The following is a 26,894-nucleotide window of genomic DNA, read 5'->3' as shown; positions in this document are numbered from 1 at the left end:
ATCGAGACCTTCCCTGCTAGCGGCAAGCGATACTTCGCGATTTGACCGATCCCGATGTTACGGAATTCGGGCCTTGGTTTTTTTACGGCTTCAGCCATGCTAGACCCCAACATTGTTATCACACTAATCCGCGATTTTAGCGCCTTTTCATATCGCGCTGCAGCGAAACGCCGCAGAAGATTCCTTTACGAGCCGCGAAAGAAAGGCGTTTGCGAGAGGCGCGCGCACCGGTTGCGGTCCGATGCGCAGCCGTTTGCTCATTGCATTCAGCTCAGGTCGTTCTGATAGTAGTAGCCGGTCGTGACATACCATCCGCGGCGCACTTCGACGGGCCGGTCGCCATAGGTATACGACACGCGCTCGACGGACAGCAGCGGAAAACCTTCGGCGACGTTGAGGAGTTCCGCGACGCCCGCGTCTGCCGCGACCGCGCGTATCTTTTCCGACGCACGAATCATGCGCGTGCCGAACTCCGTTTCGAACATCGCGTAGAGCGGACCCTTGTAGTCAGCCAGACGCTCCGCCGTCAGGCCGCGAAACACCGCGCCCGGCAGCCAGATTTCGTCGAAGACGGTGGTCTCGCCATCGAACTGCAACAGGCGCCTGATAAGAACGACCGGGTCGGCGGGCTTCAGGTCAAGCTGGCGCGCGATCTCGGCGGGCGCGCGCAGGCGCCGGCATTCGAGCAGACGGCTGACGTGGGGATGGACCTCGCCGTCGTCGGGCAACAGGCGCAGGAAACGGAATTGGACGCGGTCTTCGTTGTGCGTCGCAACGAACGTGCCCTTGCCCTGACGACGCACGAGCAGGTTGTCGGCGGCGAGTTCGTCGATCGCCTTGCGCACCGTGCCCTGGCTCACCTTGTAGCGGGCAGCGAGTTCGACCTCGCTCGGGATGATCTCGCCCGGCTTCCATTCGCCGGATTCGAGCCCCTGCGTGATGAGCGCCTTGATCTGCTGGTAAAGCGGACTGAACGTCGGCGACGGCGCCGGTGCGACGTCCGTCGCACCAGCGCCGTTGGGGGGGTTCGTCGTCGCCGGGTTCGAATTCATGCGCGCATTTCATCATAAAGGCCCGCGCCGCGCCAGCGTTTTCCCGTAGATTCCTATGTCTTATATAAGACATAAGATACTGTTGACTTTACGTCCAGCGAATCCTACACTCCTTGGCGAGCAAGGGTTTGCGGGACTTTTGCGGGTCGAAGGAAAGCTCGGCCTCGCGCATCGGGAACAGTAATCGATAGCGCAGCGCAATCGGTCATCCGCGTCCCGCCGCTTCTCGCCTCACGCCGAACGGCTTTCGATTCGCCCGCCGCTGCCTGTGTACTGCCTTGCAACGTCCAGCGTCACCTCGAAACGCCTGTGCGCGACGAGATCCGGCGCCCCGCCACGGCAGACTCCCGCTCCGAAGAAAGATTCCCGGCATGACGGCCGCGCCGCCGCGCCACATGCGGCTGGAACGCCCGACGGCGCGCGCTCGGCAGGCGCGTCCCGACAGCGTTTCGGCATGATCTCGCGCAGCACGGCCGACATGCTTCATCAACGCTTCGCGTAACGCGCATAAAATGGCGTTTTCCCTAGCGTCTCACGCACCGTCCAGGAGAGTTTTCAATGGCTAAGTCCGCAAAGCGCGTTGCCGTCACCGGCGCCGCAGGTCAAATCGGCTACTCGCTGCTGTTTCGCATCGCCAACGGCGACATGCTCGGCAAAGACCAGCCGGTGATCCTTCAACTGCTCGACCTGCCGCAAGCGCAAAACGCGGTCAAGGGCGTCGTGATGGAACTGGAAGACTGCGCTTTCCCGCTGCTCGAAGGCGTCGTCATCACCGACGACCCGAAGGTCGCGTTCAAGGACGCCGACGTCGCGCTGCTCGTCGGTGCGCGTCCGCGTTCGAAGGGCATGGAGCGCAAGGATCTGCTCTCGGCCAATGCGGAAATCTTCACGGTGCAGGGCCGCGCCCTCAACGAAGTCGCGAGCCGCGACATCAAGGTGCTGGTGGTCGGCAATCCGGCGAACACGAACGCGTACATCGCGATGAACTCGGCGCCGGACCTGCCGAAGAAGAACTTCACCGCCATGCTGCGCCTCGACCACAACCGCGCGCTGTCGCAACTGGCGGCGAAGTCGGGCAAGCCGGTGGCGTCGATCGAAAAGCTCGCCGTGTGGGGCAACCACTCGCCGACGATGTACCCCGACTTCCGTTTCGCGACGGTCGACGGCGAATCGCTGACGAAGCTCGTCAACGACGACGAATGGAACCGCAACACGTTCATCCCGACCGTCGGCAAGCGCGGCGCGGCGATCATCGAAGCGCGCGGCCTGTCGTCGGCGGCTTCGGCGGCCAACGCGGCGATCGACCACGTGCGTGACTGGGTCCTCGGCACGAACGGCAAGTGGGTCACGATGGGCATTCCGTCGGACGGCTCGTATGGCATTCCGGAAGACATCATCTACGGCGTGCCGGTGACCTGCGAAAACGGCGAGTACAAGCGCGTCGAAGGCCTGGAAATCGACGCGTTCTCGCGCGAGAAGATGGACGGTACGCTTAACGAACTGCTCGAAGAGCGCGACGGTGTTGCGCATCTGCTCGGCAAGTAAGACCGGTCGAAGAGCCGCGAGCCGGCTCTTCGCGTTACGCGAACGCCCGTAAAGGCGTTCGCGGCCGATCCGAGCGCGCTTGGAAGTTGCCGAGCGCGTTCGAATCGGCCTTTTCACCTCCCCCAATTCGACCGACGCCGACGATGCGCGCTCTCACCCCAGCCGAAGTGCTGTTTGACGGCGAAGTGCAACCTGCGGTCTTGCCGCCGTGCGATCACTATGCCGGCAGCGAGAAGTTGATGAAGAAGTCGCTCGCGTTGCAGGCGCAGCTCGGGCCTGTCTTCGACATCACGCTCGATTGCGAGGACGGCGCCCAGATCGGCCGCGAGGCGGCGCACGCGGAACTCGTGGCGTCGTTCATCGGCGGCGAAGAAGACCGCTTCGGGCGCGTCGGCGTGCGCATCCACGACTTCGCCAATCCGTCCTGGCGCGACGACGTGCGCATCATCCTGCGCAATGCCCGCAAGGCGCCCGCCTACATCACCCTGCCGAAAATCCGCAGCGTCTCCGATGCCGCCGAAATGGTCGCGTTCGTCGAGGCGTCGCGCTGCGAAGCCGGCGTCCAGAAGCCGATTCCCTGTCACCTGCTGATCGAAACGCACGGCGCGCTCGCAGAAGTTTTCGAACTCGCGGCGCTGCCGGGCGTCGAAGCGCTGAGTTTCGGCCTGATGGACTTCGTATCGGCGCACAATGGCGCCATCCCCGACACGGCGATGCGCTCGCCCGGCCAGTTCGATCATCCGCTCGTGCGGCGCGCGAAGCTGGAGATCGCGGCGGCCTGTCACGCGCACGGCAAGGTGCCGTCGCATAACGTGTCGACGGAAGTGCGCGACATGAGCGTCGTGGCGAACGATGCGGCCCGCGCGCGCAACGAATTCGGCTACACGCGCATGTGGAGCATTCATCCCGACCAGATCGCGCCGATCGTCGCCGCTTTTGCGCCGCGCGCCGATGAAATCGAACTCGCCGCCGACATTTTGCTCGCGGCGCAGGCCGCGCAGTGGGGCCCGACGCGTCACGGCGACACGCTGCACGACCGCGCGAGCTATCGCTATTACTGGTCGGTGCTGCGCCGCGCGCAAGCCATCGGACAAACCTTGCCGGAAAGCGCCCGGGCGCTTTTCGCTTCTGACGAATCACCGGGAGGAAGCTGAACATGACGATCACTTCCGCGGGCGCGAACTTCCGCGCCGCCGTCGCCGCTGAAAAGCCGCTGCAACTGATCGGCGCGATCAACGCCAATCACGCGCTGCTCGCCCAACGCGCCGGATTCAAGGCGATCTACCTGTCGGGCGGCGGCGTCGCGGCTGGTTCCCTCGGGCTTCCCGACCTCGGCATCTCGACGCTCGACGACGTCCTCACCGACGTGCGCCGCATCACGGATGTCTGCGACCTGCCGCTTCTCGTCGATGTGGACACCGGTTTCGGTCCGAGCGCGTTCAACATCGCGCGCACGGTGAAGTCGCTCATCAAGGCGGGCGCGGGCGCGATACACATCGAGGACCAGGTGGGCGCGAAGCGCTGCGGGCATCGGCCGGGCAAGGCGATCGTCACGCAGCAGGAAATGGTCGATCGCGTGAAGGCGGCCGTCGACGCGCGCACCGACGACCAGTTCGTCATCATGGCGCGCACCGATGCGCTCGCGGTCGAGGGCCTGCAATCGGCGATCGAGCGTGCGCAGGCGTGCGTCGAAGCCGGCGCGGACATGATCTTCCCCGAAGCGATGACCGAACTCGGCATGTACCGACAGTTCGTCGATGCCGTGAAGGTGCCGGTGCTCGCAAACATCACCGAGTTCGGCTCGACGCCGCTTTTCACCGTCGACGAATTACGCAGCGTCGATGTCTCGATCGTGCTGTACCCGCTTTCCGCGTTCCGCGCGACGAACAAGGCGGCGCAGAACGTCTACGAGACGATTCGTCGCGACGGAACGCAGAAAGCCGTCGTCGATACGATGCAGACGCGCAGCGAACTCTACGAGAGCATCGGCTATCACGCGTACGAGCAGAAGCTCGACGCGCTGTTCAACCAGAACAAGTAACGCATCCACACCGGGAGACTTGGGACGATGAGCGATACCGCAACAACCGACGCGCCTGCCGCCGCGGGCGGCTTCAAGCCGAAGAAGTCCGTCGCGCTGTCGGGCGTGACGGCCGGGAATACGGCGCTGTGCACGGTCGGCAAGACCGGCAACGATTTGCACTATCGCGGGTACGACATTCTCGACGTCGCGACTACGTGCGAATTCGAAGAAATCGCGTACCTGCTCGTGCATGGCAAGCTGCCGAACGTCGCCGAACTGAAGGCGTACAAGATCAAGCTCAAGGCCCTGCGCGGTTTGCCCGCGAACCTGAAGGCGGCGCTCGAATGGATCCCGGCATCGGCGCATCCGATGGACGTGATGCGCACGGGCGTTTCCGTGCTCGGCACGGTATTGCCCGAGAAGGACGACCACAACGTCGCGGGCGCGAAGGATATCGCCGACCGCCTGATGGCTTCGCTCGGCTCGATGCTTCTGTATTGGTACCACTATTCGCACAACGGCCGGCGCATCGAAGTCGAAACCGACGACGACTCCATCGGCGGTCACTTCCTGCATCTGCTGCATGGCGTGGAACCGTCGAAGTCGTGGGTCGAGGCGATGCACACGTCGCTCAACTTGTACGCCGAGCACGAATTCAACGCATCGACGTTCACCGGACGCGTAATTGCGGGCACGGGTTCAGACGTCTATTCGGCCATCACGGGCGCGATCGGCGCGTTGCGCGGCCCGAAGCACGGCGGTGCGAACGAAGCCGCCTTCGAAATCCAGTCGCGCTACGCATCCGCCGATGAAGCCGACGCCGACATCAGGAAGCGCGTCGAGAACAAGGAAGTCGTGATCGGCTTCGGGCATCCGGTGTACACGATCTCCGATCCGCGCAACAAGGTCATCAAGGAAGTGGCGAAGAAGCTGTCGAAGGAAGCGGGCGACATGAAGCTCTTCGATATCGCCGAGCGGCTCGAGTCGGTCATGTGGGACGCGAAGAAGATGTTCCCGAATCTCGACTGGTTCAGCGCCGTGTCGTATCACCAGATGGGCGTGCCGACCGCGATGTTTACGCCGCTCTTCGTGATCTCGCGCACGGCCGGCTGGAGCGCGCACATCGTCGAGCAGCGCGTCGACAACAAGATCATCCGGCCGAGCGCAAATTACACCGGACCCGAGAATTTGAAGTTCATCGCGCTAAATAAGCGAAAATAGCGAGTTGCGCGTTCGGGCCGGCAGGAATCGGCCCAATCCGCGCGGCGCTCGCCATCAACACTCACGAAATTGAAAGGTTTCATCAATGAACAAACTTCTGATCGCTGCAATCGTCGGCACTCTGGCAACTTCCAGCATCATCGTCACGACCGACGCTTTCGCCGCGACAACCGAAGCAGCAGCAACCAAGAAGGCCGCGGCCCAGCGCCCGGCACCGGCGAAGCGCCTGATCAAGCGCAAACCGGCAGCTGTCGCAGCCGCCGCCGCGAAGACCGATCCGGTTCCGGAAGGCGCGGAAAAGTGGTCGTGCAAGGAAGGGCTCGCTTTCTACCTGAAAGGTGACATGAAGCGCGATGCGGTCGTGACCGTGCACTGGGCGCAGAAGGATTACCGTCTGCCGCGCCAGGACACGACGACCGGCGCCGACCGCTTCCACGACACCGCAACGGGCATGGACCTCGTCGTGATCCCGACGAAGGCGATGTTGTTCTCGGACAAGGACGAATCACGTCTCGCCGACGAGTGCATGACGCAGGCGATGGCTTCCGGCGCGCCCGCTCCGACGCAATCGAACGCGCTGATCAAGGACGTGAAGTAAGCCCCTGTTGTAAGCCCCTGTTCGTAGTCAAATCAGGAAACGCTCGATGTCCGCACCGATCTCCAACGTCCGGCCCGATCCGGACAAGGTTCTAATCGACATAGTGGATTACGTGGTCGATTTCGACGTCGACAGCACGCTCGCGCTCGACACGGCCCGCAATTGCCTGATCGACACGCTCGGCTGCGGACTCGAAGCGCTTTCCTACCCCGCCTGCACCAAGCTGATGGGACCCATCGTGCCGGGCACGATCGTCCCCAACGGCGCGAAGGTGCCGGGCACCTCATTCCAGCTCGACCCGGTTCAGGCCGCCTTCAACATCGGCGCGATGATCCGCTGGCTCGACTTCAACGACACGTGGCTCGCCGCCGAATGGGGCCATCCGTCGGACAACCTGGGCGGCATCCTCGCGACGGCCGACTGGCTCTCGCGCAACGCCGTCGCCGTCGGCAAGAAGCCGCTGACGATGAAAGACGTCCTGACCGGCATGGTCAAGGCGCATGAAATACAGGGCTGCATCGCGCTTGAGAATTCGTTCAACAAGGTCGGGCTCGATCACGTATTGCTGGTCAAGCTCGCTTCCACGGCGGTCGTCGGCCAGATGATCGGCCTCACGCGCGACGAGCTGATCAACGCGGTGTCGCTCGCATTCGTCGACGGACACGCGCTGCGCACGTATCGCCATGCGCCGAACACGGGCTCCCGTAAATCGTGGGCAGCAGGCGATGCGACCTCGCGCGCCGTGCGTCTCGCGCTGATCGCGAAGACCGGCGAGATGGGTTATCCGTCGGTGCTGACCGCAAAAACGTGGGGCTTCTACGACGTGCTCTTCAAGGGTAACGAATTCAAGTTCCAGCGTCCGTATGGCTCTTACGTGATGGAGAACGTGCTCTTCAAGATTTCGTTCCCCGCCGAATTCCACTCGCAAACAGCCGTGGAAGCGGCCATGACGCTGCACGCCCGGCTTGCCCAGGCAGGCAAAACGGTCGAAGACATCAGGAAAATCACGATTCGCACGCACGAAGCGGCGATTCGCATCATCGATAAAAAGGGTCCGCTCGATAATCCCGCCGACCGCGATCACTGCATCCAGTACATGGTCGCGGTACCGTTGATCTTCGGCCGCCTGACCGCCGCCGATTACGAAGATTCGGTCGCGCGCGACCCGCGCATCGATGTGCTGCGCGCGAAGATGACGTGCGTCGAAGACCCGCAGTTCACCCGGGATTATTTCGCTCCGGACAAGCGCTCGATCGCGAACGGGCTGACCGTCGAGTTTAACGAGGGCTCGACGTTCGACGAAGTCGTGGTCGAATATCCGATCGGACACAAGCGTCGTCGCGCGGATGGCATACCGCTGCTCGTCGAGAAGTTCAAGACGAACCTCGCGCGCCGTTTCCCGACCAGGCAGCAACAGGCGATCCTCGCGGTATCGCTCGATCAGGCAAAGCTGGAAGCGATGCCGGTCAATGAATACGTCGATCTGTATGTGATCTAGTCAGTCAAACAGAAACGTTGCATCGAAGGTAGCTCCCGTTTAATTCCCACGGAAAAAATCATGGCCCACAATCTCCACAAAACGCTTAAGGAATTCGACAGCGGTGCCGGCAAAGGCAAGTTCTACTCGCTGCCGCAGCTCGGAAAAGAGCTGAACGTCAAGATCGAACGCCTGCCAGTGTCGATTCGCATCGTGCTGGAATCGGTGCTGCGCAACTTCGACGGCAAGAAGATCTCGGAAGAGCACATTCAGCAACTCGCGAACTGGAAGCCGAACGCCGCCCGTACCGACGAAATCCCGTTCGTCGTCGCGCGCGTCGTGCTGCAAGATTTCACCGGCGTGCCGCTGCTCGCTGACATCGCCGCGATGCGTGGCGTCGCCAAGCGCGCGGGCAAGGACCCGAAGGCGATCGAGCCGCTCGTGCCGGTCGATCTGGTGGTCGACCACTCGGTGCAGATCGACCACTTCCGCGAGCCGAACGCGCTCGACCTGAACATGAAACTGGAATTCCAGCGCAACAACGAGCGCTACCAGTTCATGAAGTGGGGCATGCAAGCATTCGACACGTTCAAGGTCGTGCCGCCGGGCGTCGGCATCGTGCACCAGGTGAACCTGGAATACCTCGCGCGCGGCGTGCACAAGAAGTCGGAGAACGGCGACTCCGTGTACTACCCGGACACGCTCGTCGGCACCGACAGCCACACGACGATGATCAACGGCATCGGCGTGGTCGGCTGGGGCGTGGGCGGCATCGAGGCGGAAGCGGGCATGCTCGGCCAGCCGGTGTACTTCCTGACGCCGGACGTCGTGGGCGTCGAGCTGAAGGGCAAGCTGCGCGAAGGCGTGACGGCCACCGACCTCGTCTTGACGGTCACCGAAATGCTGCGCAAGGAAAAGGTCGTCGGCAAGTTCGTCGAGTTCTTCGGCGAAGGCACGGCGTCGCTCTCGTTGCCGGACCGCGCGACCATCGGCAACATGGCGCCGGAATACGGCGCGACGATGGGCTTCTTCCCCGTCGACGAAAAGACCATCGACTACTTCAAGGGCACGGGCCGCACCGACGCGGAAATCTCGGCCTTCGAAAACTACTTCAAGGCGCAGAACCTGTTCGGCATTCCGAAGGCTGGCGAAATCGACTTTACGAAGACGCTCACGCTCGACCTCGCGACCGTCGCGCCGTCGCTGGCAGGCCCGAAGCGCCCGCAGGACCGCATCGAAATCGGCAACGTGAAGAGCACCTTCACGGACCTGTTCTCGAAGCCCGTCGGCGAAAACGGCTTTGCGAAGAAGCCCGCCGACCTCGACGCGCAATACACGACGACCAACGGCGTGAACGTGAAGAACGGCGACGTGCTGATCGCCGCGATCACGTCGTGCACGAACACGTCGAACCCGAGCGTGCTGCTCGCGGCCGGCCTGCTGGCGAAGAAGGCGGTCGAAGCCGGCCTGACCGTCGCGCCGCACATCAAGACGTCGCTGGCGCCCGGATCGCGCATCGTGACCGAATACCTGACGAAGACGGGCCTCCTGACCTACCTCGACCAGCTCGGCTTCACGCTCGCCGCCTACGGCTGCACGACCTGCATCGGCAACGCGGGCGACCTGACGCCGGAACTGAACGACGCCATCACGAAGAACGACATCGTCGCGGCCGCCGTGCTGTCGGGCAACCGCAACTTCGAGGCGCGCATTCACCCGAACATCCGGGCGAACTTTTTGGCGTCGCCGCCGCTCGTCGTCGCGTATGCGATCGCGGGCAACATCACGCGCGACCTGATGACCGAGCCGGTCGGCAAGGGCCGGGACGGCCGCGACATCTACCTCGGCGACATCTGGCCGACCAGCGACGAAGTGCACGCGCTGCTCAAGTTCGCGCTCGACGCCGACGCGTTCCGCAAGAACTACGCGCAACTCACCAAAGAAGGCGACCTGTGGAGCAAGATCGCGGGCGAATCGGGTCAGGTCTATGACTGGCCGAAGTCGACGTACATCGCAGAGCCCCCGTTCTTCGGCAAGGACTTCTCGATGACGCCGGCCGACAGCATCCCGGCCGTGAAGAACGCGCGTCCGCTCGGCATCTTCGGCGACTCGGTCACGACCGACCACATCAGCCCGGCCGGTTCGATCAAGGAAAGCTCGCCGGCAGGCGTGTGGCTGAAGGCGAATGGCGTGCAGAAGGCGGACTTCAACAGCTACGGCTCGCGTCGCGGCAATCACGACGTGATGATGCGCGGCACGTTCGCGAACGTGCGCATCAAGAACCTGATGATTCCGCCGAAAGCCGACGGCACGCGCGTCGAAGGCGGCCTGACGATCCATCAGCCGAGCGGCGAACAACTGTCGATCTACGATGCCGCGATGAAATACATCGACGAAGGCACGCCGACCGTCGTGTTCGCGGGCGAGGAATACGGCACGGGATCGTCGCGCGACTGGGCCGCGAAGGGCACGCAACTGCTCGGCGTGAAGGCCGTCGTCGCGCGCAGCTTCGAGCGGATTCACCGCTCGAACCTCGTCGGCATGGGCGTGTTGCCGCTGCAGTTCAAGGGCACGGACAGCGTGCAGACGCTCAATATCACCGGCGACGAAACCTTCGACATCGAAGGTCTGACGGACGACATCAAGCCGCAGCAGGAAGTGACGCTCGTGATCCGCCGCAAGGACGGCAGCGAGCAGCGCGTGGCCGTGCTGCTGCGTATCGATACGCCGATCGAAGTCGATTACTACAAGCACGGCGGGATTCTGCCGTTCGTGCTGCGCTCGCTGCTGGCAGCGTGATCGACTGAGCTTTGCAGGTGACCGCGCTCGATGAGCGCGGGAACATTGGACCCGGCCTCGCGCCGGGTTTTTTTTCGCCTGCTTTGCCTCAGGACGCCATCACGCGTGCGCCCGACTGCGGCCGGCGCGCCAACCACGCGATCGCGCGTTCGAGCCAGGCCCGGCGCGGCGCGGACACCGACGCCATCGAAAAGCGGCCGCCCTCTTCCGACGCGCTGACCCAGATCGTCGAGTACGGCTGCAATTCGATCGATTCGCCTGCATGCAGCCAGAGGTCGTCGGCTTCGCCTTCGACCGTGACCCACAGTTGGCCGTGCGTCACCTTCAGCGTTTGAGGACGGTCGATGAACCAGCCAGTCGGCACGTCGCGCCGGTCGAGTTCGTATATCCGGATTTCACGCATTTTGCTGCTCCTGAAAAGCGCGTCGCGAAACGGAACGCTTGACGACATTATTGAGATGCGTTCGAATCGAGGGAATGCACAGTACCGAACAGTTTGGCCGAACTGTTCAGTCGATCGAAGCGAACACTTGCGGGCGGCAATCATGATGAAATTTGAAATCGACGCGCAGACGGGCGTTCCGCTGACCGATCAGCTCGTGAACCAGATCGAAACGCAAATCCGCTCGCGCCGCATGCTCGCGGGCGCGAAGCTGCCGTCGATTCGCCAGCTCGCCGCCGACCAGAAGATCAGCCGCTTTCCGGTGATCGAAGCGTATGACCGGCTCGCGTCGCGCGGACTGATCCAGCCGAAACACGGCTCCGGGTTTTACGTCGCGGGGCATGTCGAGGAAGCGGAGCGCGGAAACGGCCGCTGCGATCCGCGACTCGCCGAAGAGGAATCGAATCAGATCCTGCAGCAGTTCAACTATCCCGGCGAGACGCTGAAGCTTTCCAGCGGCTTCATTCCCGAGTCCTGGCGCGACGTCGACGGCATTACGCAGGCGGTGCGCCACGCGTCGCGCATGGACGTGACGAGCGTGATCGACTACGCGATGCCCTACGGCGACGCGAATCTGCGACATCAGGTGCAGATGCGGCTGCATCTGCTCGGCATCGACGCCGATCTGAAGAACGTCATGATCACGAGCGGCGCGAGCCAGGCGCTCGATCTCGTCGTGCGCTACATGCTGAAGGCGGGCGATACCGTGTTCGTCGAGGACCCGGGCTATTACAACCTGTTCGGCCTGCTGAAGCTGCAAGGCGTGCGGCTCGTCGGCGTGCCGCGGCTCGCGACCGGGCCCGACGTCGATGCGGCCGAGGAACTGCTCAAGTTCCATCAGCCGAAGCTCTTCTTCATCAACACAGTCTTCCAGAACCCGACCGCGACGAATGTCGCGCCGCAAGTCGCGTTCAAGCTGCTACAACTCGCGCAGCAATACGGCTTTTCGATCGTCGAGGACGACATCTACGCCGACTTCCAGTCCGTGCCCACACAGCGCCTCGCATCGCTCGATCAGCTGGATCGCGTGATTTACATCGGCGGATTGTCGAAGACGCTGTCGTCGTCGCTTCGGATCGGCTATCTCGCGGCGAGCGCGGAGCTGGTCAAGAATCTCGTCGACGTGAAAGTGCTGACGAGCCTCGGCGGCACGCGCTTCAGCGAAGCGGTGGCGGCGCATCTGCTGGAGCGCGGGACGTATCGCAAGTATCTCGAACGCCTGCGCCGGCGCGTGCGCGACGCGCTATCCGGCGCCGTGCAGCAACTGGAGGCGTGCGGCTGGGACGTGTTCGACGAACCGAGTGGCGGCAATTTCGTTTGGGCGAAGGTGCCGGGAATCGAAGATTCGACAGTGCTCGTCGACGAGGCGCTGAAGTTCGGCGTGACGCTTGCGCCGGGCAACTACTATCGTCCGAACGGCGAGACGTGCGCGTGGGTGCGGATCAATTCGGCGCATACCGGCGACGCACGCGCCGTGCGGTTCTTCGGGCACATGGGGGAAAGAGGTTCGCGAAGAGCCGATCGAAACTAGTTGCATAGCAAATCACTTTGCACTAAGCTGACTTCATGTTCGATCAATGCCTGTACTTCAACACCACCGCGCTGGCTCGCGTCCTTGAACGCGAGTGGACGAAGGCGTTCAAGCCGTTCGGCTTGACGCCGTCGCAAGGCTTCATGCTGCGCGCGATTCTGGATAAACCGGGATTGCTGCAAAGCGAACTCGCGGCGGGGCTCGCCATTTCGCGCCCGACCGCGACGCGCTCGCTCGATGGCTTGCAGAAGCTCGCGTTGATCGAACGCTGGTCGACGGATCGTGACGGCCGCGAATCCGCCATTCATCCCACAGCGCTCGGCGAATCGATGAAGGATGGCCTGAATGCGGCAAGCGCCGAAGTCACCAAACGCCTGAGAAAAAAGCTTGGCGCGTCCCATTTCGAGGACTCGGTGTCGAAGTTGAAAAATATCCGCTCGCTGATCGACTGATTTTTTTACTCATATAGTTGCATAGCTAACTACATTGCCAAGGAGCATGTCATGCCTATTCTCAATGTGAAAGTCAGCGCGAAGAAAACACCCGAACTGACGCGCGAAATCTCGGATCTGCTACTCGATCTCACCACGCGCATACTCGGGAAGAGGCGCGAAGTCACGGCCATCGCGATCGACTTCCTGGATCGCGACAGTTGGGTCGTCGGCGGAAAGCTGTTGAGCGAGCAGAACAAGAACAGCTTCTACTTCGACATCAAGATCACCGACGAAACGAATACCAAGGACGAAAAGGCACGCTATATCAAGGAAGCGTTTGAAGGCTTCGAGCGCATCCTGGGCAATCTGCATGAGGAGAGCTACATCTACGTGCAGGACGTCAAAGCCGCATCGTATGGCTACGGCGGCTATACGCAGGAATATCGCTATCACCATTGAAGCGCGATAATCGGCAGCTACGACGACGCAGCCAAGACCATGCATCTTCTCGACCACGTTTCAATCGGCGTAACCGATCTCGATACCGCGCGCCCGTTCTACGATGCGATCATGCACGCGCTCGGCGCGGCGAAGGTGTACGACCGCGAAAGCGCGCTGGGCTATGGTGAACGCTGCGACTCAGACAATCCCGCTTCAACTTATCTGGCCGTGTATCAAGACTCCGCCGCCATCGGCGAAAACCGGCGGCATTGGTGCTTCAAGGCGGCATCGCGCGCGCAGGTCGACGCGTTTCATCAAGCCGGCCTCGCTCACGGCGGCAGCTCCGACGGCGCGCCCGGTCTGCGCGCCGCCTACCATCCGCACTACTACGCCGCCTTTCTGATCGACCCGGCGGGCAATCGCTTGGAAGCCGTCTGCCACGCGCGCACATAACTAACCGCGCCGCGCGCTGCACCCCGCTTCGACCGCAAGCTCCTGCTGAACCGCCAGCAACCCGTGAATCTGCGCGACCACCGCCGCGCCTTCACCGACCGCGGCCGCGACGCGTTTCGTCGATGCCGATCGCACGTCGCCGATGGCGAAGACGCCCGGCACGCTCGTCTCCAGTCCCGGCGCGCCCGGCGCCTGCCCTTCGTGCGCTTCCGGCCCGGTCAGCACGAAACCCTTGTCGTCGACGCTCACATTACAGCCGCCGAGCCACGAGGTATTCGGATCGGCGCCGGTGAAGAGAAAGAGATGCCGCGCCGCAAACGTGACCGGCCCCTCGGCGCTCTTGCAATTGACCGTCGTGAGTCCGCGTTCGTCGCCGTCGAGCGACGAGATTTCCGTGCGCGTATGCACCGTCACGTTCGGCAGCGACGCAATGCGGTCGACGAGATAGCGCGACATGCTCGCCGCCAGTCCCCGGTTGCGAATCAGGATGTGCACGTGCACGCAATGCGACGCGAGATACACCGCCGCCTGCCCCGCCGAATTGCCGCCGCCGACGAGCACCACTTCCGCGTCCTTGCAGAGCTTCGCCTCCACGGGCGACGCCCAGTAATACGTGCCGCGCCCTTCGAAGCGTTCGAGCCCGTCGATGGCGGGCCGCCGGTACGCCGCGCCGCTCGCGATCACCACCGTGCGCGTCGAGACGACCGTCCCGCTTGCGAGCTCGACCTGCATCGGCGAGCGGTCGCAATGCAGCGCCTTGATTTCGCACGGAATCGCGATGTGCGCGCCGAACTTCTGCGCCTGCACGAATGCGCGCCCCGCGAGCGCCTGTCCGGAGATGCCGGTCGGAAAGCCGAGATAATTTTCGATGCGTGAACTGGCGCCCGCCTGTCCGCCCGGCGCGCGGCAGTCGAATACCGCGACCGAGAGCCCTTCCGACGCCGCGTACACCGCCGTCGCCAGTCCCGCCGGCCCCGCGCCGACGACCGCGACATCGTAGATATGCGCCTCGTCGAATTCGGGCAACCAGCCGAGTTGCGTCGCGACCTGGTTTTCGTCGGGCGAACGCAACACCGTGCCGTCGGGGCAGATCACCAGCGGAAAATCCGCCTTCGACGCCGAAATGCGTTCGAGCAGCGCAATCGCGTCGGGATCGGCGCAGGCGTCGATCACCGTATGCGGATAGCCGTTGCGGCGCAGGAATCCTTGCAGCGCGACGAGCTTGCCATCGTCGGACTTGCCGAGCAGCACCGGCCCGCTGCCCTTTTCGATCAGCCCGACGCGCCGCAGGATCAGCGCGCGCATGATGCGCTCGCCGAGTTCCGCTTCCGCGACGATCAGCGCCCGCAGCCGCTCCGGCGGAATCACGATGCCTTCGACGTCTTCGAGCGCGTAGCCGTCGACGAGACACGGCTTGCCCGACAGTTGCGCGATCTCCGCGAGAAAATGGCCCGGCGTCTGGTCGATGATGAGGTGCACGTTGCCGAGCGCATCGCGCCGGTTGATTCGCACGCGCCCCGACAGCACGACCACCATGCCGCGCCCGACGTCGCCCATGCGGAACATCGTGTCGCCGGCCCGCCAGCGCTCGACCTTACCGAAGCGGCGCATGCGCTCCACTTCGACGTCGGTGAGCATCGGAAACATCTGGTGCGCGCGCGTCTGCAGCGGCGAGAACGGCGCGTCTTCGCCCCCGCTCGCGGCGGGCGCGGAGCCGACGCCAGTCGGCATCACGTTCGGATCTTCCTGCGTCGTGGCGCGCGGGCTCCACGCCATTACGCCGGGTTGAAACGGTGTCGACGGCTCGCCCATACCTGTACTCATGCGTGATCTCCATGTGGAAAACCAGCTTCTTGCAAGGACGCGGAACCGCCCGCCGACTTCACGGGCCACGGGCACATCGCGGCCATTTCGCCGACTTCGTCGGTCATCACCGGGTCTTCGCCGAATTCGGTCAGCCGCGAGACTTCGAAGCCGGCGAGGCGCCAGGCGTCGAGTCCGCCGGTGAGCGGCACGACGTCGCGGAAACCCGCGTTGCGCAGCGTCTTTGCCATCCACGCCGCCGAGACTTCGTTCGGGCACGAGCAATAGATGACGATCTTCTGCGCCGGATCGTATTCGGCGATGATCTTCTGCAATTCGCGCTCGTCGGCGAAAACCGAGCCGGGGATCACGAACGGATCGAGCATGCGCTTTTCGCGCGAACGGATATCGAAAATGGTCGGCAGCGGCCGGTCGTTCATCAGCGCATAGAGCTCGTCGACGGACAGGCGCGCCGCCTCCAGCGTCGCCATCAGCGCGCGCCGACGCCACCAGCGGTACGCGATATAAGCCGCGAGCGCAATCGCGACGACCATGATCGCCTGCCGGCCGAGCCGCGCGATCAGCGCGAACAGCATTTCGAGTTCCGCCGCGAACGCGACGCCGAGTGCGAGCCCGACCGCCGCCCAGAGCGCGATGCCGGCGCCGTCGTGCGCGATGAAACTGCGCAGACGCACGCCCATCGCGCCCGCGAGCGGCACGGAGACGAGCGAGAGCCCCGGAATGAACTTCGCGACGAGCAGCACGCGCACGCCCCAACGGCCGAAGAAGCGCTCGGTCTTCTTGACGCAGGTATCGCGCGACAGCGAAAGCTTGCAGATCGTCTTGAGCGTGCGGTCGCCGTAGCGCCGGCCGCCCTGGAACCAGACGAGATCGCCGAGCACGCCGCCCGCCACCGCGAGCGCCAGCATGCCGAGCAACGGCAGCATCACGCCGCCGCCACGCAGCGACATCACCTCGACGGACGCGCCGACGACGATCAGCGTCGGCATCGCGGGCACGGGCAGCCCGAGCGCCGCGCCCATTACGTTGACGAAGACGATCGCCGGGCCGAACCGATCGACGAGGTCATGCAGCAGCATGGAAGTCTCCCGCACGCGAAATGGCGTCTGCCAAGGATGACGAAAGGAACTATTTGGGATATGTGCGAAAGCGCGAATCGACCTCACGCGCCGATGCAGACTGGCTCCGAGCCAGCTTCGTCACATTAAAGAGATGAGTGTAGCGCGGATTAATAAAACGGTCGCCCGCCCGGATGGGGGGATAGGCGCCGCGCGGGCCGCGGCGCCGTGTGGAGTGAGAGCTTACTGAGGACGTTCGTCGGCGATATAAGCGCGGATCACGTCCGCGAAATTCTTGTCGCCTTGCAGGCCGAGTTGCGTCGCGCGCGCGGTGTCCCACGCGCCCGGCCAGCTTCCGACGATCTTCTCGATGCGCTCCTCCGGCTGCCAGTCGATGCGCGCGACCGCTTCGTCGCCCGCGACTTCGTGCAGCGCGGCGACCATCTCGTCGACGCTCACCGACAGCCCCGGCATATTCACGACCGGCCGGTTGCCGAGCGCCGCGCGATCGATTTCGAGGCCCGCGATCAGTATTTCGATCGCGCTTTTCGGCGACAAGAGCCACAGACGCGTCTTGCCGTCGACCGGGCAGACGGCGCGCTCGCCGTTCAGCGGCTCGCGGATGATCCCGCTTGCAAACGACGACGCCGCCGCGTTCGGCTTGCCCGGCCGCACGCTGATCGTCGGCAGGCGCAGCACGCGGCCATCGACGAACCCGCGCCGCGAGTAGTCCGACAACAGCAGTTCAGCGATCGCCTTTTGCGTTCCATACGACGATTGCGGATTGAGCGCGGTGTCGTCTTGAACGACCTCGGGCAGCGTGCCGCCGTAGACCGCGACCGAGCTCGTGAAGAGCACGCGCGGCGCGTGGCCGCGCGCGCGGCACACTTCCAGCAGCAGCCGCGACGCGTCCAGATTGATGCGCATACCGAGTTCGAAATCGGCTTCCGCCTGGCCGCTCACGATCGCGGCGAGGTGGAAGATGGCTTGCGTATCGGTGTCGATGGCGCGTTCGAGCACGGCGCGATCCGCGATGTCGCCGGTTTCGGCGCGCACGCGCTTGTCGCCGAAATCGGCGGGACGCACCACGTCGAGCAGCACGAGTTCCGTGATCGGCGTGCCGTTCAGTTCGCCGCGTTCGAGAAGACGGCGCGCAAGACGCTGTCCGAGGAAGCCGGCGCCGCCGGTAATCAGGATTTTCATGATCGTGTCAGGTATTTTGGAGATACGGTTTGGCCCAGCCGAGGCCTTCGGAGGTGCCGGCGCGCGGACGGTATTCGCAGCCGATCCAGCCGTCGTAGCCGAGCGAGTCGATCAGGTCGAACAGGTACGGGTAGTTCACCTCGCCGATGTCCGGCTCGTGCCGCTCCGGCACGCCCGCCACCTGGATATGGCCGATGCCCGCGTTCGGCCGCTTCATGTCGCGCTTCAGCTTCACCGCGAGATCGCCCTCGACGATCTGGCAGTGATACAGGTCGAACTGCACCTGCAGATTCGGCGCGCCGACTTCGTCGCAGATCGACTGCGCGTCGTCCTGGCGATTCAGGAAAAAGCCCGGAATGTCGCGCGTGTTGATCGGCTCGATCACGACGCCGATTCCCGCCGACTGTGCCGCCTTCGCGGCGAATTCCAGATTCTGCAGATAGACCGCGCGATGCTGTTCGCGCGATTGCTCCGGCGCGATGAGGCCGGCCATGACGTGCAGCTTCTGGTTGCCGAGCACGGCGGCGTATTCGAGTCCCTTTTCGACGCTCGCGCGGAACTCGTCCTCGCGGCCCGGCAGCGACGCGATCCCGCGCTCGCCCGCCGCCCAGTCGCCGGGCGGGGCGTTGAACAGCGCCTGCGTGAGGCCGTGTTCGTCGAGACGCGCCTTGATGTCGGCGGCGGGGAATTCGTAGGGAAACAGGAACTCGACGCCCTTGAAGCCGTCTTTCGCCGCGGCGGCGAAACGGTCGAGGAACGCGTGCTCGTTGTACATCATCGTGAGATTGGCGGCGAAGCGGGGCATTGCATCTCCTGGTTGGGTTGGGCTGCGCTCAGCGATTCACCAGCTTCGCGGGCGTCAGGAAAACGGCGATCGCGCCGATCACCAGCATACCCGCGAGCACGTACATGCCGGTAGCGGTGCTGTGCGTCAGGTCCTTCAGGTAGCCGATCATGTACGGGCTCGCGAAACCGGCCAGATTGCCGATCGAGTTGATGATCGCGATGCCGGCGGCGGCGGCCGCGCCCGACATGAACGCCGTCGGCAGCGACCAGAAGAGCGGCGCGCAAGTCAGCACGCCCGCCGCCGCCAGCGACAGCGCGACGATCGACACCACCGTGTTGCCCGCGAACGAAGCCGCGATCGAAAAGCCGACCGCCGCCGCCAGCGCCGGCACGATCAGATGCCAGCGGCGCTCGCGATGCTTGTCGGCGCTGTGGCCGAGCACGTTCATCACCACGATCGCGACGAGAAACGGAATCGCGGAGAGCAAGCCGATGTTGAATGCGCCCGAGACGCCCGTCGACTTGATGAAGGTCGGCATCCAGAAGGTCAGGCCGTACTGGCCGGTCACGAACGCAAAATAGATCAGCGACATCCACCACATGCGCTTGTCGGCGAAAACGGCGGCGAGCGAGTGCTTCTTGCCTTCGTCGGCGTGTTGCGGCTGCGCGGCGATTTCGTCTTCGAGCAGGCGCTTTTCGCGCTCCGTCAGCCATTTCGCGCTGCGGATGTTGTTATCGAGATAGAGGATCGTCGCGATGCCGACGAGCACGGCCGGAACCGCTTCGATCAGGAACATCCACTGCCAGCCGGCGAAACCCTTGTGGCCCGCGAACGACTGCATGATCCAGCCCGAGAGCGGATTGCCGAAAATGCCCGACACCGGAATCGCCGACATGAACACCGCGACGATCTTCGCGCGCCGATGCGACGGAAACCAGTACGTGAGATAGAGAATCACGCCCGGATAAAAGCCCGCTTCGGCAAGCCCGAGCAGAAAGCGCAGCACGTAGAACTGCGTCGGCGTCTGGACGAACACGAACGCGGCCGAGAGCAGGCCCCACGTGATCATGATCCGCGCGATCCAGATACGCGCGCCGATCTTGTGCATCAGCATGTTGCTCGGCAATTCGAACAGGAAATAGCCGAGGAAGAAGATGCCGGCGCCGAGACCGAACACCGTTTCGCTGAACGCGAGATCCTGCGACATCTGCAGCTTCGCAAAGCCGACGTTCACGCGATCCAGATAGGCGACCACGTAGCACAGCATCAGGAACGGCACGATGCGCCAGAACACTTTCGAGTAAGTGCGTTTGGTTTCTTCGGCGTCGGGCAGCGCAACGTCGGTCGCGCGCGTGCCTCGCGGCAGCGCTTGGTCAAGGCTCATCGGGTGTGTCTCCAGGAAAGAAAATCGTGACGCGTGACTTACCAGCGCGCGTTGAAAGTGGCGCGCAGATCTTCGATGGCCGCTTCTTCGAGCGGCTCGGGGCGCGGCGTGGACGTGAGCCACAGCCGCGCGGTTTCTTCCAGCTCTTCGAGCGCGTAGGACGCTTGCGACACCGATCGCTCCCAGACAACCGGCCCGAGCCGTTCCAGCAAGACGCCGCGCACCTTCGATGCGAGCGCCGCCACTTCTTCCGCGACGGCCGGATCGCCCGGCTTGCGGTAGCGGATGAGCGGCACGTGGCCGACCTTCATCACGTAATACGGCGTGATCGGCGGCAGTACGTCGCTGTCGCGCCAGACGCCCGCGAGCGTCAGCGCGACGAGATGCGTCGAATGCGTATGGACGACGCCGCGCGCCTCCCCGTTGTTCTCGTAGATACGCCGATGCAGCGCCAGCGTCTTCGACGGCCGCGCGCCCGACACGTGATTGCCCGCCTGATCGACCTTGGCGATCTCGGCGGGATCGAGGCGGCCGAGGCAGACGTCGGTCGGGGTGATGAGCCAGCCGTCGTCGAGGCGCGCGCTGATGTTGCCCGCGCTGCCGACCGTATAGCCGCGCTGATACAGGCTCGCGCCGGTCACGCAGATTTCCTCGCGGATGCGGTTTTCGTTCATCGACATCGTCACGCGCCTCCGTCGAGCGCCTTCAGCGCCTTCGCGAAAAAGTCGACGGTGCCGAAATTGCCCGACTTCAGCGCCAGCGCGAGCGGCGCTTCCTGCTTGCTTGCGCCGATGGATTGCGTCGCCGGCACGCCCGGGTCGATTTGCGGTCCGATGCGCAGCGAGCGGACATCGAGCGCCTGCACGACCGCGCCCGACGTCTCGCCGCCCGCGACGACGAACTTGGCGTAGCCCGCTTCGCGCAAACCGCGCGCAATCGACGCGAGCGCCGCTTCGACCAGATGCCCCGCCTTTTCGACGCCCAGTTCCTTTTGCACCGCCTTCACTTCGTCGGGCGAAGAGGTCGCGTAGATCAGCACGGGCTCGTCGCCATGCTGCTTCGCAAAAGCAATTGCCTGATCGACGACGGGCTCGCCGCGCGAAAGCGCCATCGGCTCGACGCGAAAACCCGGCTTCGACGCGAGCCACTCCGCGACCTGCGCGTTGGTCGCCTTCGATGCGCTGCCCGCCAGCACGACCGACTTGCCTTCGATCTTCGGCAGGTCGCTCGCGTGCGCGGCGTCGGCGAGCTGGCCGAAGTTCTTCGGCAAGCCGAGCGCGATGCCCGAACCGCCGGTGATGAGCTTCAGGTCCGAGCACGCTTCGCCGAGCACGTAGAGATCGGCGTCGGACACGGCGTCCGCGATGGCGAGTCGCACGCCTTCCGCGCGCAGCGCCGCGATCTTTTCCCGCACCGCGCCGGCGCCCTTGGCGATCGTGTCGTAGCGGATCAGCCCGACTTTCGACTTCGTCTGACGCTGCAAGACGCGCACGAGGTTCGGATCGGTCATCGGCGTGAGCGGATGGTTTTCCATGCCCGACTCGTTCAGCAGCACGTCGCCGACGAACAGGTTGCCGCGAAAAATCGTGCGGCCGTTTTCCGGGAACGCCGGACAGGCGATCGTGAAATCGTCGTTCAGCGCGTCGAGCAGCGCGTCCGCGACCGGGCCGATGTTGCCCTTCTCGGTAGAATCGAAGGTCGAGCAGTATTTGAAGAGAAACTGCGTGCAGCCCTGCGCGCGCAGCCATTCGAGCGCTTCGAGCGATTGCGCGACCGCTTCATCCGCGGCAGTCGTGCGCGATTTCAACGCGACGACGAGCGCGTCGGCTTCGATTCCGGTGGCCGCCGCGCCAGAAGGCACGCCGATCGTCTGCACCGTGCGCATCCCGCCGCGCACGAGCATGTTGGCGAGATCGGTGGCGCCGGTGAAATCGTCGGCGATACAGCCCAAGAGCGCCTTCGTCATTGTTTGTCTCCCGTCGGAACGACGATGCCCGGGAAAATCTTGATGACGGCGGAATCGTCCTCGCCGCCGTGGCCGGCCGTCGACGCCATCATGAACATCTGGTGCGCCGCCGCCGACAGCGGCAGCGGGAATTTCGACGTGCGCGCGGTATCGAGCACGAGACCCAGGTCCTTCACGAAGATATCGACGGCGGAAAGCGGCGTGTAGTCGCCCGCGAGGATGTGCGGCACGCGGTTCTCGAACATCCACGAGTTGCCCGCGCTGTGCGTGATGACGTCGTAGAGCGCGTCCGGATCGACGCCTTCGCGCAGGCCGAGCGCCATCGCTTCGGCGGCGGCCGCGATGTGCACGCCCGCGAGCAGCTGGTTGATGATCTTCACCTTCGAGCCCGCGCCGTGCGCGTCGCCGAGGCGGTAGACCTTGCCCGCGATGGCGTCGAGCACGTCCTCGCACGCGGCGTAGGCGGCGGCCGGGCCGGACGTCATCATCGTCATCTCGCCCGACGCCGCGCGCGCCGCGCCGCCGGACAGCGGCGCGTCGAGCAGGTGCAGGCCGGCGGCTTCGACGCGTTTGCCGAGGTCGATCGCGAAAGCCGGCGACACCGTCGCGCAGGCGAGAATCACGCCGCCCGGTTTCATCGACGACACCGCGCCCGAGTCGCCGAACAGCACGGTCTCCGTCTGCGCCGCGTTGACGACGACGGTCACGACCACGTCGCACTTGCCGCCGAGTTCGGCGGGCGTCGCGCACGCGATGCCGCCTTCGGCCGCGAACGCTTCGAGCACCTGCGCGCGGACGTCGCACGCGTGGACCGCGAAGCCGGCGCGCAACAGCGAGCGCGCGACGCCCAGGCCCATTGCGCCCAGGCCGATGACTCCTACATTTCTGGACATGTCGTTTCTCTTGTGGATCGAGCGTTAGCGGATGCCGGCCTCGGCCAGGCGGCGAGCGGCGTTGTAGAGATGCGTCTGGGCGGCATTGCGCGCCGCCATCGGATCGCCTGCGCGGATCGCGGCGGCGATGGCCGCGTGCTCTTCCTTGACCTGCCGCGAGAAATCCTCGCGCAGCGCTTCGTTCTTGCGCGTGACGATCGTGCCGGCTTCCAGGTACTGGTTCAGGAAGGTGAGCGTTTTCAGGAAGTACGGGTTGCCCGTGGCGTTGGCGATCGCGCGATGAAACGCGACGTCTTCCGCGACGCCGTCCTCGCCGTCCGCGACGGCCGCTTCGATCTTCGCGAGCGCGGCGTCGATGGCGGCCATTTGCGCGTCGGTGCGGCGCATCGCGGCTTCCGACGCCACTTCCGCCTCGATGGCACGCCGCAGCGCCAGAATCTGCACGACGGAGCCCGGCTCGACGGCCTGCGCGTAGTCGATGCGCAGCGGCCGGATGCCGACGCGCTCCACGACGAACACGCCGCTGCCCTGGCGCGGCTCGACCATGCCTTCGTTCTTCAGGCGCGAAATAGCCTCGCGGATCACGGTTCGGCTCACGCCGAACTCCTGCGCGAGCACGGCTTCGGTCGGCAGCTTGCCGCTTTTGGCAAAACTGCCTTTTTCGATCTGCTTTTGCAGTTGCTGCGCGACCGTGTCGCTCAGCGCCCGCGCCGGGATTTTCTCGAACATGCGATGCGCGCCGTTTGTTAGGTGATCGGGTCATCATACAAGTTTGAGTCTTCGGCGGCGTATCCGAGATAACCCTTACGCCTTTCGACGTAGCGTGGTGTCGGTCAGTGGGAGAGCGGTTCGTCGATGAGCGCGAGCGCGTCGCGGATTTCGGACGCATCGCCCGGACGCACGAGGCGCGCGACTTCCTTACCGTCGAGCATGAAGACGAGTGTCGGCCAGAGTTTGACCCGGAACGAGCGGCCGAGCGGGCGGCCGCTGCCGTCCTCGATTTTGAGATGGCGCACGTCGGGATGATCGTGGAACGCCTGCGCGATCAGCGGTTGCGCCGCGCGGCAGAAACCGCACCAGCCGGTGCCGAATTCGACGACGGTCGGGCCAGCGAGGTCGTCGATGTCGGCGCGCGGCGGTTCGGCGGCTGCGTAGTGAGTGGTCATAGCCATGTCGAATATCCTTCGATCGGGTATTGCCGGCCATTACAGCAGAAATCCTGCCCGCTCACCGGCTGGGCCGGCGAACGGGCGTCAAGGCGTGCTAAAAGGCGATGAACGGGCCCGGCTGCGCATTGGCGGTCGAGCCTTTCATCACCATGAACACGCTGCGGCCGTAGAAGAATGGCAAGCCCCAGGCGAAGACGCCAGACGAATAGGCAGCGATATTGCCTAACGCCGCATTGCCGCTCGACAACAACGTAAGCGCATTGCCGACAGAGAACGACACGGGAATCGTCGTGCTGCCCGTCGACGAAATCCCCGCGCTGAGTGCCAAAGGTGCCCCGGGCGCGTACCACGAGTTGGACTGGGCGATCGTTGAATCAGGGAAGAAAATGCCGTTCGAACCGGTGTCGATAAAGCTGTTCGTATAGCGCGTCGTGCCGTAAGTCGTCGTCAGCCGGGCATTGGCAGAAAGCGGCGCAATGTTCGCTCCGGACGCGAGCGTATTGTTTGTTCGCGTGCCGACGCCGAAGATGAGCTGGCCCGTCACGGTCGGTGCGCCGCCAGCGTCGACCGCTGGCAACTGGACGACGATGCCGTTGTTGTCGGTGGCGAATACGGACACCGGGTTCGTCACCTGCTTGCCGAGCGGCACGCTGGCACTCACGCATCCCGACGACGTCGGACACATGTAATAGGTTGCCGGCAACACCTGCGTGGCGGCGGAAGGGTAGTCCTGCGGCAACGGCCCCACGCCGAGGATGCCGTTCGCCCCAAGGTTCGCCACCGAATTCAGGTCCTGGCCGCCTCGCGACGAGCAGTCCGACGGCGTGGCAAACCCGCCGTCGCCAATGACCTGGATCGGCAGGTTCGCGGCCTTCTTGTCGCCGATCTTCACGTCGGCGAGCTTGATCGCGCCCCACGTGTAGCCCGATGCGAAGAGCGTGCATTCGGCGATGGGCGCGGTCGAGGTCGAATCGCCGACTGCGCCCGTTTGCGCGGGCAGACTCTGCGTGAGCGCCGAACCGAGCGCGGAGGCCACGACGCGCACGCCGTAGGAGCCGGTGTCGAGCAGCATCTTGTCGATCGTCACGCACTGGGACGAGCCCGTCGCGCCCGGCGGGCACAGCGTCACGCTGACCTGCGGGAAGTTCGGGTACTCGCCGGCGGAATTCTTTACGACGACGGGAACGGTGTTCGAATCGGTGGGGGTGAGGGTGGGTGTGGTTGTGCCGCCGATCGTGCCCGTGCCACTCGACGTGCCCGTGACGCTCGACGTGCCGGTGCCGCTCGGCGTGCCCGTACCACTCGACGTGCCCGTACCACTCGACGTGCCCGTACCACTCGACGTGCCCGTGCCACTCGACGTGCCCGTACCACTCGGCGTGCCCGTGCCATTCGGCGTGCCCGTGACACTCGGCGTGCCCGTGCCGCTCGACGTGCCCGTGCCATTCGACGTGCCCGTGCCGCTCGACGTGCCCGTGCCACTCGGCGTACCCGTGCCGCTCGACGTGCCCGTGCCACTCGGCATACCCGTGCCGCTCGACGTGCCCGTGCCGCTCGACGTGCCCGTCCCACTCGGCGTACCCGTGCCAGTTGGCGTGCCCGTGCCACTCGACGTGCCCGTGCCGCCCGTTGGGACGACGCCGGCCAATGCGCTGCCGCTGCCGTTCGCGGCGCCATTAGTCACCGTCGACGTAGCGCCGTTCGGGTTCGCGCCGCCTGACGAGTTCCCCGTCGATGTCCCGCTGGAAGTTCCATTTGCCAGTCCGCTCGTGGTGGCACCGTTGGGCTTGGTGGCCGCGTCGCCGTTTGCACCGGCGCTCGATGCAGCCGCGTCGGGCTTCGCCGCCGTGTCCGCATCGCTTCCGCCTCCGCCCCCGCCGCACGCCGACAACACCAGGCTGCTGCACATCACCGCCGCAGCCAGCCACGCGCTCCGCGAACGCAGGCCGCCGAACGCCCGCGCTCCGATCTTCAAATCGTTGTTCATTGCAGCGCTCCCGCGTCGACGCTGGCCGGGACGAGCCGCGGCACATAGGCCCTTCCGGAAACATCGCCGGCGTGCCCCGACGACTGCAACACCAGCGCGCCGCTTCGCTCGAAGCGCGACGCCGTGCCGAGCGAATGCCCTGCGTCCGATCGCGTCGCGAAATTCGAAAAATAGCTGCCCAGCAACTCGCGCATGTCGGGCCGCACCGGACCGCTCCACGTCACGGCGAAGACGACATTCGACGGCAGGACGTACTCGCGAACGGTCAGTCCGTAAGTCGTCGTCGATTCGCGGACGGTGTAGCTGCTGGTGGGGGTGCTGGACGCATCGAGCGAGCGGGTCGCCAGGCGCGGCGCGGTGGGCAGGCTCGGCGCCTGTCCGAGCGTGGCGTGTGCAAGAGCGGGCAGTAGCGCGACGCTCAGTAGTGCGGCATGGACGATTCTCATGCTGGGCCTCCGGAAACTGGGGCGCCATACTCGCACAGCTTTTTTTGGGATAGCTTAACAATCTGTCGACACGCCCCTTCGCGAGTCGAGGCGGATCGCCGTCCGCGCGGGCCCTGAAGGCAGGACGGAGGCGACGTTGCCCGCGCGCCGCCCCAAAATCA

General features: G+C 64.6%; 25 protein-coding genes and 1 pseudogene. 11 read left to right on the top strand and 15 right to left on the bottom strand.

The window, feature by feature from the left end:
- Positions 1–98 (bottom strand): annotated as a pseudogene (locus QCE48_RS28265) (succinate dehydrogenase, cytochrome b556 subunit); the annotation flags it as partial.
- A gap of 168 nt (positions 99–266) precedes the next feature.
- Complete coding sequence (locus tag QCE48_RS28260; RefSeq protein WP_309781825.1) at positions 267–1,052, bottom strand: GntR family transcriptional regulator; 786 nt, start codon at positions 1,050–1,052, stop codon at positions 267–269.
- Between the two features lie 558 nt (positions 1,053–1,610).
- Between QCE48_RS28260 and QCE48_RS28255 the strand changes: the two genes are divergently transcribed.
- The 7 genes from QCE48_RS28255 (at position 1,611) to acnA (ending at position 10,715) form a co-directional block, all read left to right on the top strand.
- Positions 1,611–2,597 (top strand): malate dehydrogenase, encoded by a 987-nt coding sequence (locus tag QCE48_RS28255; protein WP_116563379.1) that lies wholly within the window; start codon positions 1,611–1,613, stop codon positions 2,595–2,597.
- Between the two features lie 143 nt (positions 2,598–2,740).
- Positions 2,741–3,751 (top strand): aldolase/citrate lyase family protein, encoded by a 1,011-nt coding sequence (locus tag QCE48_RS28250; RefSeq protein ID WP_309781823.1) that lies wholly within the window; start codon positions 2,741–2,743, stop codon positions 3,749–3,751.
- A gap of 2 nt (positions 3,752–3,753) precedes the next feature.
- Complete coding sequence (gene prpB / locus QCE48_RS28245) at positions 3,754–4,638, top strand: methylisocitrate lyase (protein ID WP_309781822.1); 885 nt, start codon at positions 3,754–3,756, stop codon at positions 4,636–4,638.
- Positions 4,639–4,665: 27 nt separating this feature from the next.
- Complete coding sequence (prpC, locus tag QCE48_RS28240; RefSeq protein WP_309781821.1) at positions 4,666–5,841, top strand: 2-methylcitrate synthase; 1,176 nt, start codon at positions 4,666–4,668, stop codon at positions 5,839–5,841.
- 85 nt (positions 5,842–5,926) lie between these two features.
- A complete protein-coding gene (locus QCE48_RS28235) occupies positions 5,927–6,439 on the top strand; it encodes a hypothetical protein (RefSeq protein ID WP_309781820.1) in 513 nt (170 codons plus the stop codon).
- Between the two features lie 46 nt (positions 6,440–6,485).
- A complete protein-coding gene (locus tag QCE48_RS28230; protein WP_309781818.1) occupies positions 6,486–7,937 on the top strand; it encodes a bifunctional 2-methylcitrate dehydratase/aconitate hydratase in 1,452 nt (483 codons plus the stop codon).
- Between the two features lie 60 nt (positions 7,938–7,997).
- Positions 7,998–10,715, top strand: a complete 2,718-nt coding sequence (acnA, locus tag QCE48_RS28225) for an aconitate hydratase AcnA (protein ID WP_309781817.1) — start codon at positions 7,998–8,000, stop codon at positions 10,713–10,715.
- Between the two features lie 88 nt (positions 10,716–10,803).
- Here the strand turns inward: acnA and QCE48_RS28220 are convergent, their stop codons facing one another.
- On the bottom strand, positions 10,804–11,118 hold the full coding sequence (locus QCE48_RS28220) for a DUF2917 domain-containing protein (RefSeq protein WP_309781816.1): 315 nt from the start codon (positions 11,116–11,118) through the stop codon (positions 10,804–10,806).
- 145 nt (positions 11,119–11,263) lie between these two features.
- Between QCE48_RS28220 and QCE48_RS28215 the strand changes: the two genes are divergently transcribed.
- From QCE48_RS28215 to QCE48_RS28200, 4 genes are read left to right on the top strand one after another with little or no spacing between them, the layout of a single operon-like run.
- Positions 11,264–12,688, top strand: a complete 1,425-nt coding sequence (locus QCE48_RS28215) for a PLP-dependent aminotransferase family protein (RefSeq protein WP_309783740.1) — start codon at positions 11,264–11,266, stop codon at positions 12,686–12,688.
- 35 nt (positions 12,689–12,723) lie between these two features.
- Positions 12,724–13,140 carry a MarR family transcriptional regulator gene (locus tag QCE48_RS28210; RefSeq protein WP_309781815.1) on the top strand — a complete coding sequence of 139 codons (417 nt, stop codon included), beginning with the start codon at positions 12,724–12,726 and terminating at the stop codon, positions 13,138–13,140.
- Positions 13,141–13,191: 51 nt separating this feature from the next.
- The gene (locus tag QCE48_RS28205) at positions 13,192–13,581 is read left to right on the top strand and encodes a 4-oxalocrotonate tautomerase family protein (protein WP_309781814.1); all 390 of its coding nucleotides are present in this window, start codon (positions 13,192–13,194) and stop codon (positions 13,579–13,581) included.
- A gap of 39 nt (positions 13,582–13,620) precedes the next feature.
- Positions 13,621–14,016, top strand: a complete 396-nt coding sequence (locus QCE48_RS28200) for a VOC family protein (RefSeq protein ID WP_309781813.1) — start codon at positions 13,621–13,623, stop codon at positions 14,014–14,016.
- On the opposite strand, the gene QCE48_RS28195 is transcribed toward QCE48_RS28200, so the two are convergent.
- The 12 genes from QCE48_RS28195 to QCE48_RS28140 all read right to left on the bottom strand — a co-directional run bounded on the left by QCE48_RS28195 (position 14,017) and on the right by QCE48_RS28140 (position 26,733).
- The gene (locus QCE48_RS28195) at positions 14,017–15,747 is read right to left on the bottom strand and encodes an FAD-dependent oxidoreductase (RefSeq protein WP_309783738.1); all 1,731 of its coding nucleotides are present in this window, start codon (positions 15,745–15,747) and stop codon (positions 14,017–14,019) included. It abuts the gene before it with no gap.
- Between the two features lie 89 nt (positions 15,748–15,836).
- Positions 15,837–16,916, bottom strand: coding sequence for a DedA family protein/thiosulfate sulfurtransferase GlpE (locus tag QCE48_RS28190; protein ID WP_309783737.1), 1,080 nt, complete (start codon positions 16,914–16,916; stop codon positions 15,837–15,839).
- A gap of 225 nt (positions 16,917–17,141) precedes the next feature.
- Positions 17,142–18,101: a D-erythronate dehydrogenase gene (denD, locus tag QCE48_RS28185; RefSeq protein ID WP_309781811.1), complete on the bottom strand. Its 960-nt coding sequence runs from the start codon at positions 18,099–18,101 to the stop codon at positions 17,142–17,144.
- Positions 18,102–18,108: 7 nt separating this feature from the next.
- The gene (gene otnI / locus QCE48_RS28180; RefSeq protein ID WP_309781810.1) at positions 18,109–18,906 is read right to left on the bottom strand and encodes a 2-oxo-tetronate isomerase; all 798 of its coding nucleotides are present in this window, start codon (positions 18,904–18,906) and stop codon (positions 18,109–18,111) included.
- A gap of 28 nt (positions 18,907–18,934) precedes the next feature.
- Positions 18,935–20,272 (bottom strand): MFS transporter, encoded by a 1,338-nt coding sequence (locus QCE48_RS28175; protein WP_309781809.1) that lies wholly within the window; start codon positions 20,270–20,272, stop codon positions 18,935–18,937.
- A gap of 38 nt (positions 20,273–20,310) precedes the next feature.
- On the bottom strand, positions 20,311–20,952 hold the full coding sequence (locus tag QCE48_RS28170; RefSeq protein WP_309781807.1) for an aldolase: 642 nt from the start codon (positions 20,950–20,952) through the stop codon (positions 20,311–20,313).
- 2 nt (positions 20,953–20,954) lie between these two features.
- Positions 20,955–22,238, bottom strand: a complete 1,284-nt coding sequence (otnK, locus tag QCE48_RS28165; RefSeq protein WP_309781806.1) for a 3-oxo-tetronate kinase — start codon at positions 22,236–22,238, stop codon at positions 20,955–20,957.
- Positions 22,235–23,131 carry an L-threonate dehydrogenase gene (gene ltnD / locus QCE48_RS28160; protein ID WP_309781804.1) on the bottom strand — a complete coding sequence of 299 codons (897 nt, stop codon included), beginning with the start codon at positions 23,129–23,131 and terminating at the stop codon, positions 22,235–22,237. The genes otnK and ltnD overlap by 4 nt, the downstream gene beginning before the upstream one ends.
- Before the next feature lie 24 nt (positions 23,132–23,155).
- Positions 23,156–23,860, bottom strand: a complete 705-nt coding sequence (locus tag QCE48_RS28155; protein WP_309781802.1) for a FadR/GntR family transcriptional regulator — start codon at positions 23,858–23,860, stop codon at positions 23,156–23,158.
- Positions 23,861–23,964: 104 nt separating this feature from the next.
- A complete protein-coding gene (locus QCE48_RS28150; RefSeq protein ID WP_309783735.1) occupies positions 23,965–24,297 on the bottom strand; it encodes a thioredoxin family protein in 333 nt (110 codons plus the stop codon).
- A gap of 97 nt (positions 24,298–24,394) precedes the next feature.
- Positions 24,395–26,287, bottom strand: a complete 1,893-nt coding sequence (locus tag QCE48_RS28145) for a DUF3443 family protein (RefSeq protein ID WP_309781800.1) — start codon at positions 26,285–26,287, stop codon at positions 24,395–24,397.
- On the bottom strand, positions 26,284–26,733 hold the full coding sequence (locus tag QCE48_RS28140) for a DUF2844 domain-containing protein (protein ID WP_309781798.1): 450 nt from the start codon (positions 26,731–26,733) through the stop codon (positions 26,284–26,286). The genes QCE48_RS28145 and QCE48_RS28140 overlap by 4 nt, the downstream gene beginning before the upstream one ends.
- Positions 26,734–26,894 lie beyond the last annotated feature (161 nt).

Origin of the sequence: Caballeronia sp. LZ024, from assembly GCF_031451455.1 — a bacterium.
In the GTDB taxonomy this organism is placed as follows: domain Bacteria; phylum Pseudomonadota; class Gammaproteobacteria; order Burkholderiales; family Burkholderiaceae; genus Caballeronia; species Caballeronia telluris.
The sequence above is the reverse complement of the archived record's forward strand: the minus strand, read 5'-3'. Positions and strand labels throughout refer to the sequence as shown.